At 49.1% G+C, this 6,339-nt stretch carries 4 protein-coding genes; 1 reads left to right on the top strand and 3 read right to left on the bottom strand.

What is annotated here, in order from left to right; translation table 11 throughout:
• Positions 1-139: 139 nt before the first annotated feature.
• The gene (locus tag ACI4WN_RS04885) at positions 140-901 is read left to right on the top strand and encodes an amino acid ABC transporter ATP-binding protein (protein WP_439777220.1); all 762 of its coding nucleotides are present in this window, start codon (positions 140-142) and stop codon (positions 899-901) included.
• Between the two features lie 119 nt (positions 902-1,020).
• On the opposite strand, the gene ACI4WN_RS04880 is transcribed toward ACI4WN_RS04885, so the two are convergent.
• The 3 genes from ACI4WN_RS04880 to ACI4WN_RS04870 form a co-directional block, all read right to left on the bottom strand.
• Complete coding sequence (locus tag ACI4WN_RS04880) at positions 1,021-3,852, bottom strand: EAL domain-containing protein (RefSeq protein ID WP_439777219.1); 2,832 nt, start codon at positions 3,850-3,852, stop codon at positions 1,021-1,023.
• Between the two features lie 323 nt (positions 3,853-4,175).
• Positions 4,176-5,132, bottom strand: a complete 957-nt coding sequence (locus tag ACI4WN_RS04875) for a LysM peptidoglycan-binding domain-containing protein (RefSeq protein WP_439777218.1) — start codon at positions 5,130-5,132, stop codon at positions 4,176-4,178.
• 218 nt (positions 5,133-5,350) lie between these two features.
• On the bottom strand, positions 5,351-6,253 hold the full coding sequence (locus ACI4WN_RS04870; protein WP_439777217.1) for an HNH endonuclease: 903 nt from the start codon (positions 6,251-6,253) through the stop codon (positions 5,351-5,353).
• Positions 6,254-6,339: the final 86 nt, after the last annotated feature.

Raw genomic sequence — 6,339 nt, 5'->3', positions numbered from 1 at the left:
ATCTCCGCAATCTACCTGTTCTTGACCTTTACGATTACGCGGATCTTCAACTTGATTGAAAAGCACATCGAAGGTCCTGAAAACTACAACATGATGGCTAACCAAGTACAAGTTGGCAAGCAGGAAGGAGACAAGTAAGATGGCTGATTTTACGCAAAACGAAATTATTTTAAAGGTAGACCACCTGCAAAAGGCTTATGGTGAGCACCAAGTTTTAAAAGACATTTCCTTTGAAGTCCACAAGGGCGAAGTCATGACCATCATCGGACCTTCTGGTGGCGGTAAGTCAACCATGCTCCGCTGCATCAACTTGCTGGAAGACCCAACGGGCGGCAAGATCCTCTTCCACGACCAAAACATCCTGGATGAAAACTACAACATCCCCCACTACCGGTCCAAGGTCGGCATGGTTTTCCAGCAGTTTGAACTGTTTGAAAACAAGAACGTCTTGCAAAACTGCATGGTAGGCCAAGAATTGGTCTTGAAGCGGTCCAAGGAAGAAGCCCGCAAGGTTGCCATGGAAAACCTGAAGAAGGTTGGCATGGACCCTTATATCGACGCTAAGCCGCGGCAATTGTCCGGTGGGCAAAAGCAGCGTGTCGCTATCGCCCGCGCTATTTCCATGAACCCTGAAATCCTGCTTTTTGACGAACCAACCAGTGCCCTGGACCCAGAAATGGTCGGCGAAGTTCTGGAAACCATGAAGAAGCTGGCTAAGACCGGTTTGACCATGATCGTGGTTACCCACGAAATGGCCTTTGCCAAGGAAGTTTCTGACCAAGTCCTCTTCATGAGCGACGGCTACGTCACTGAACAAGGCAGTCCAGACGAGATCTTCAACCACCCAGAAAATGAAAAGACCAAGAAGTTCTTAGCCAACTTCCGGGGGCCACAGATCTAGTCCTTTACTAAAAGTAAAAACGTTAGACAATTAGACAAAAGAAAAACTTCATTCCTGTTTCGGGAATGAAGTTTTTTCTTGCTGTTTACTATTTGGATTCTTAGCTTTTTTGTCCGATGCTACTTCTCTTCAAAGGTAAAGACGTAGGCTTCTTTGCTGGTTGGAGCATCCGTAGTCAGGTAGGACATTTCCATCCTGAACTTTTGCCCGCTCAGGGCCTCAACCCGCTTGACATAGCCTTGTTGCTCCCGGCACTGGTCCATCATGACTAGGAGCACGCTCTTGAAGTAGTCCAAGTTGTTGACGCTTTGATCCCACTCCTTTACCTGGTAGCCCAGACTTTCTAAAAAAGTCTCGTAGCTCCGGTTCATGTAGGCATAGTGGAGCCAGTCATCTTGCCGCTTTTCAATGATAGCAATCGGGAGCTTGATCCCGCTCGCTTCGCCAGACTCACTAGTGCTATGCATGGGGTCAGCCAAGACGTTAACCTGGCTGATCCGGTTGTAGTAAGGGTTGCTGGCTGGGTCTTCCAGGTTGCCGTTGGCCTTTTCCTGGTCGATTCTGGCTAAAAAGTCTGCCAGCGGAATCGGCTTAGAGAAAAGGTAGCCTTGCTGGCGCTCGCAGCCAATCTCTCTTAAGAAGGCAGATTCTTCAGTGGTTTCCACCCCTTCACAGAGGGTGTGCATCCCCAGCTTTTTGGCCATGTCAACCACGATAGCCAGCAAGGTCTTGACCTGTGGCCGGTCCTTGAAGCCCTTGAGGAAGATCATGTCGATCTTCAAGAGGTCGAAGTTGTATTCGTCCAGGTTGTTCAAGTTGGAGTAGCCGCTGCCGAAGTCATCCATCCAGACCTCGTAGCCTTGCTCGTGGAACTTGTCAATGGTCTGGTTGATCACCTGCGGATCGCTGGCTACAGTGGATTCCAGGATTTCGATCTTGAGAAGCGAACTTGGCAGGTCGTAGGTCCGGCGGATTTTTTCAATTTCGGCAAAAATATCGCAAACCTGGAAGTCGATCCGGGACAAGTTGACGGAAATCGGGATCACCGGCTTACCCTGCTTGAGGCGGCTTGCCAGCATCTGGCAAACCTGGCGAATGATGGACAGGTCCAGATTTTGGACCAAGTGGGCGTCTTCCAGGATGCTGACAAAGAAGTCGGGCCCTAGTACGCCGTACTTCGGGTCTTCCCAGCGGGCCAGGGCTTCAGCAGCGCAGACTTGGCCGGTCAGGCTGCGGCCTTCTAATTGGAAGTAAGGCTTGATCCAGCCCTTGTCCAAAGCCTCTTGGAAGCTTTCCAAAACGTAGTCTTGTCTTTCGTAGCTTTCTTGAACTTCTTGGTTGTAAACCTGGCTAACGATAGAGCGATCATTTTTAATATAGCGCAAGGCCCGCTTGGCCTTGTCGACGGTCGACATCAGGGCGTCTTTGCCATCATAGGCGCAGATCCCGGCCCGGATGCTGACGCCTTCTTGGATGCTAAAAATCTTAGCTAATTCGTTCAATCGCTGGCAGAGCTGATCTTGGGCTTCAGCTAGCAAGAAGTTGTCTTCAGCAAAGCGGACCAAGACGTCCTCGCTGAAGTCTTTTTTCAGAATTTCAGCGAGCTTTTTCAAAAGCTGGTCGCCCTTGGCGTAGCCAAAGCGATTGTTGTAGCCCTGCATCCCGGTCACGTTGATCATGACCACGGCAGGCCTTAAGCCAGCTTCTAGGCACTGGTCCAGGTAGGCCTGGGCAAAGCTGTGGAAGTAGTTGGCGTTGGGCAGGCCGGTCACCTTGTCGATAAAGAAGTTGCCGGTCTGCAAGTTGGCATCAAGGTCTTGCTTTTGGTTGTAGACTTTTTCTTCGGCAATCCGGAGCTGGTCAGTCAGCTGCCCTTCGGCCATGTCGGCCCGAACCGCAGCTGCGACTAATTGCGGCACAACCGGCAGGTCAGCCTTTTTAGCCGCATCCGCAACTTCGTCTTTCAAGTGATTGATCAATTCGAGGACTTGAGCTTCATCACGGCTTTTCACCATCGCTAAAAATTCGTCCCCGCCGTAGTGGCAGCTGTAGCCTTCGCCGTGGCCGGCCATTTTTTCCACGGCTTCAGAAACGATCCAGAGAACCTGGTCACCGGTCGCCCGGCCATAGATGTCGTTAATGGACTGCAGGCCGTTCATGTCGACCAAGACCAGGTAGTAGTCGGCTTCTTGTCCCCGCTTTTGAATGCTATCAAAAGCGGCCTTTAATTTTTCCCGGCCTTTCAGACTGGACAGGCTGGCTAAAGAAACGTTGTCGACCATGGTGGTGAACTGGTAAACCGCCAGGGCCAGCAGGTAGGCCGTGGCCACATAAGCGTAAAAAGGAATTTCCTTGACTAAGACGTCAAGAGCCCCAAAGACCACCAGCAAAATTGGCCAGCAGCCCGTCATCAGGTAAAAGCGGCGAACGCTTTTAGAAGTGCTCTGCCTTACCCCATTGATGGCCAGGGCAATGGCTGCAAGCGAGTAGAGCAAGGGAATGGCTAAGAGGAAGACGTTATAAAGGAAGGTCGGTCGCAGGTCCGGCGTCAGCAGCCAGTCCGGCTTGAAGATCGCGCAAAAGAGTTCCAGGATACTAGAAACAATCGCTGCCGCCATGACAGCAAAGCGTTTCTTTTTATTGTCTGCCAGGCTGAATTCTCCGCACTGGTCAATGTAGAAAAAGACCGCGATGCTGACGAAGTTCAACATTAAGGCCTTGTAGCTGCTGGAAAACAGCATGCCAACTTTAGTTGCGGGAACCAGACCGCCTAATTGCAGATTGTCAGCAGCGTCGCCAGCAAAATACAAGGTTTCACTGATCAGTGAGGCTGCCAGCCATTTTTCTCTTTTGCCAAAATTCGTAATGGGCTTCAGGGCCGCCACCAGGGTCAGCAAGATGGCCATGCAGAAGACTTCCCCCACCACATACAGTAAAGCCGAATTTATCATCGTTTCTCAATCCTCAAAAGCTTTAGACCTATACTTTAGTTACTTATAAATTATAGCTCATTTTTAGTTAAAATAACACATTTTGCATTTTTCTAAAATATAACAGTATAACTAAGTAACTATCATTTTACGCTTTTTCAGGCTGATTTTAGGCAATTTTTGCCTTTTTCACTCTTTAAAATCCATAAAAATGCTTATTTACCAACGATATTCAGTTAAAGAATATAAGTTAAAAAGTATAGAAAAGCCAAAAAGAAAAAAACAGCCTTGGGCGGCAAAGTCCCCAAGACTGTTTTTCAGAAACTGTTTGTTTTGCAGGTTGATTATAAAACGCGGACAGCGAAACTTGGCGTGTAAGATGACACGTTGCCCGTTCTGACGCTTTGACCAGGGGCTGGTGCCATTACGTATTGACCGCCGCCCAGAGCGATAGCTACGTGGTAAGCTGAGCCGTAGCTGCCCCAGAAGTAAAGGTCACCGGCTTGGGCACTAGCCACGCTGATCTTGGTGCCGGCGTATTGTTGGGTGTAGGTAGTCCGGCCAACATTGATGCCAAAGTGGTTGTAGACGTATTGAACGTAGCCAGAGCAGTCAAAGCCGCTTGGCGTGGTCCCGCCCCAAACGTAAGGCACGCCCAAGAAGGTCAAGGCGTAGGAAGTGATGTTGGCGGCAGAAGCCGTAGTGCTGGTCGTCTTCGTTGCGGTTGGCGCTTGGCTGACGGCAGCTGCAGTGCTGGTACTAGTAGAAGACTTGGTAGTCGTTGACTTAGCAGCTGCAGAACTAGTCGTAGTGGTTGACTTGGTTACGCCGCTAGTGGTGTAGCTAGTTAGGCTGGAAGCCAGCTTCAGGCTTTGACCAATGTAGATCAGGCTGCTGGACAGGTTGTTGGCCTTTTGCAGGGCAGATACAGAAACGCCATACTTCTTGGCGATGCTCCACAAGGTGTCGCCCTTGGCAACCTTGTAAGTGGTTGAGCTAGTAGTCTTAGTCGTGGCAGCTGTAGCCTTCACAGCAGCGGTCTTGGTGCTGGTCTTAGTGGTTGACTTAATGCTGCTTGAAGGAATCTTCAAGGTTTGGCCAACGTAGATGGTATTGCCTGACAAGCTGTTAGCCTTTTTCAAGCTGGAAATAGATACGCCATACTTCTTAGAAATGGCCCAAAGACTGTCATTTTTAACAACCTTGTGGCTGGCTGCCAAGGCGCTGGTACCGGTAGTCAATAAGGCTGCTGAGGCAGACAAGGCGGTTAAGGCCGACATTAGCTTTCTCTTTTTACTCATTAAAACATTTTCTCCTTTTTGTGTCGTTTGTTAGCTTACAGGTTATAGTATAACTTTCGATTGTTACAAAGTTGTATCGATCCGGTTACAAAACAAAAGCACTATGGCTACGTCCGTAGTGCCTTTTTTACAAGCATATTTTTTTGTAAAAATATTGTTATTTATTGAAATGTTAGACTTAGTTATAATTATTGCCTTAACTACTTAACCAAAACAAGTTAGATAATGTCGCTGTCTTGACCCGCCAGGTACAGTTTCCAGCCATTCTTGAAGTGGTCTTCTCGGGCCAGGGCCAAAGCATGGTAGTCGCTCTCCAGGCTGTCGATGGCATCTTGCAGGCGCTTGTTGCTCTTGCGCATGGCGTTTAGCTCGGGATCATTAACTACGCCCTTTAAGTGCATTTTGGCTGACAAAAGCTTGCGTCGTTCTTGGAATTCCTTTTTCAAGGGAGCCAGGGCGTCTTCATACTTAACCAGCTTTTGGTTGATGTCCGGGATCTGCTCGTTTAGTTTGACAAACAGCTCATAAGGCATGTTGGACTTGATCCGGTTGCACTCGCTGCAAGACAGGATCAGGTTGTCAAGAGAATTATCGTTTGACAAAGACACCGGGTCCTTGTGGTCGACGCTTCGCCCGCGCCGCCCGCAATACTGGCAACGGTACTTGTACTTGGCCCGGATCCGCTCGCGGTCAATGTAATCGACGGTGTTTAGCTGGAAGTCCACCTCTAGCCCCAGCTCACTTAAATTTTCGGCAAAAGTCAAGTTGGCATCAGGGACGAAATCCTTGTCCAGCAAGGCTTGATTCAGCTTTTCCCTTGGCAGCTGGAGCTTAGCCAGTACATTGCCATCGTAATCTTGCAAAAAGCCCTCGTAAGCCCGGCGCTTTTTGGCATCAGGAATTAAAAAGTGGTCGCTGTCGACGTCTTCATTATTGCCTGCAAAGGCGAAAAGAAGGTTTTCCGCAAAAATTTTCACAACCGGATTGCCGTAGTCTTCTGGAACCAGCCCTCTTTGCCGGCAGAGGTCACAAATGCTGGTCAGCTTGGGGTTGATCAAGCCTTGAGCCTTAAAATGCAAGGAATTCAGTCTTAAGCCGCAGCTGCTGCATTGGAACTTCATGGTGAAAAAATCTCCCTTCTTCAGTGAACTACATGATTGCTACTAATTAATTTTATGCTTCCAGCTGGTGAGTGGCAAACGAGAAC

It is taken from the genome of Lactobacillus sp. (assembly GCF_051893255.1).
Taxonomy (GTDB): Bacteria; Bacillota; Bacilli; order Lactobacillales; family Lactobacillaceae; genus Lactobacillus.
The sequence above is the reverse complement of the archived record's forward strand: the minus strand, read 5'-3'. Positions and strand labels throughout refer to the sequence as shown.

Excerpts from the sequence above, each read along its gene's own strand:
- ACI4WN_RS04885 (WP_439777220.1), top strand. The coding sequence starts at position 140 with ATGGCTGATTTTACGCAAAACGAAATTATTTTAAAGGTAGACCACCTG.
- ACI4WN_RS04880 (WP_439777219.1), bottom strand. The coding sequence starts at position 3,852 with ATGATAAATTCGGCTTTACTGTATGTGGTGGGGGAAGTCTTCTGCATG.
- ACI4WN_RS04875 (WP_439777218.1), bottom strand. The coding sequence starts at position 5,132 with ATGAGTAAAAAGAGAAAGCTAATGTCGGCCTTAACCGCCTTGTCTGCC.
- ACI4WN_RS04870 (WP_439777217.1), bottom strand. The coding sequence starts at position 6,253 with ATGAAGTTCCAATGCAGCAGCTGCGGCTTAAGACTGAATTCCTTGCAT.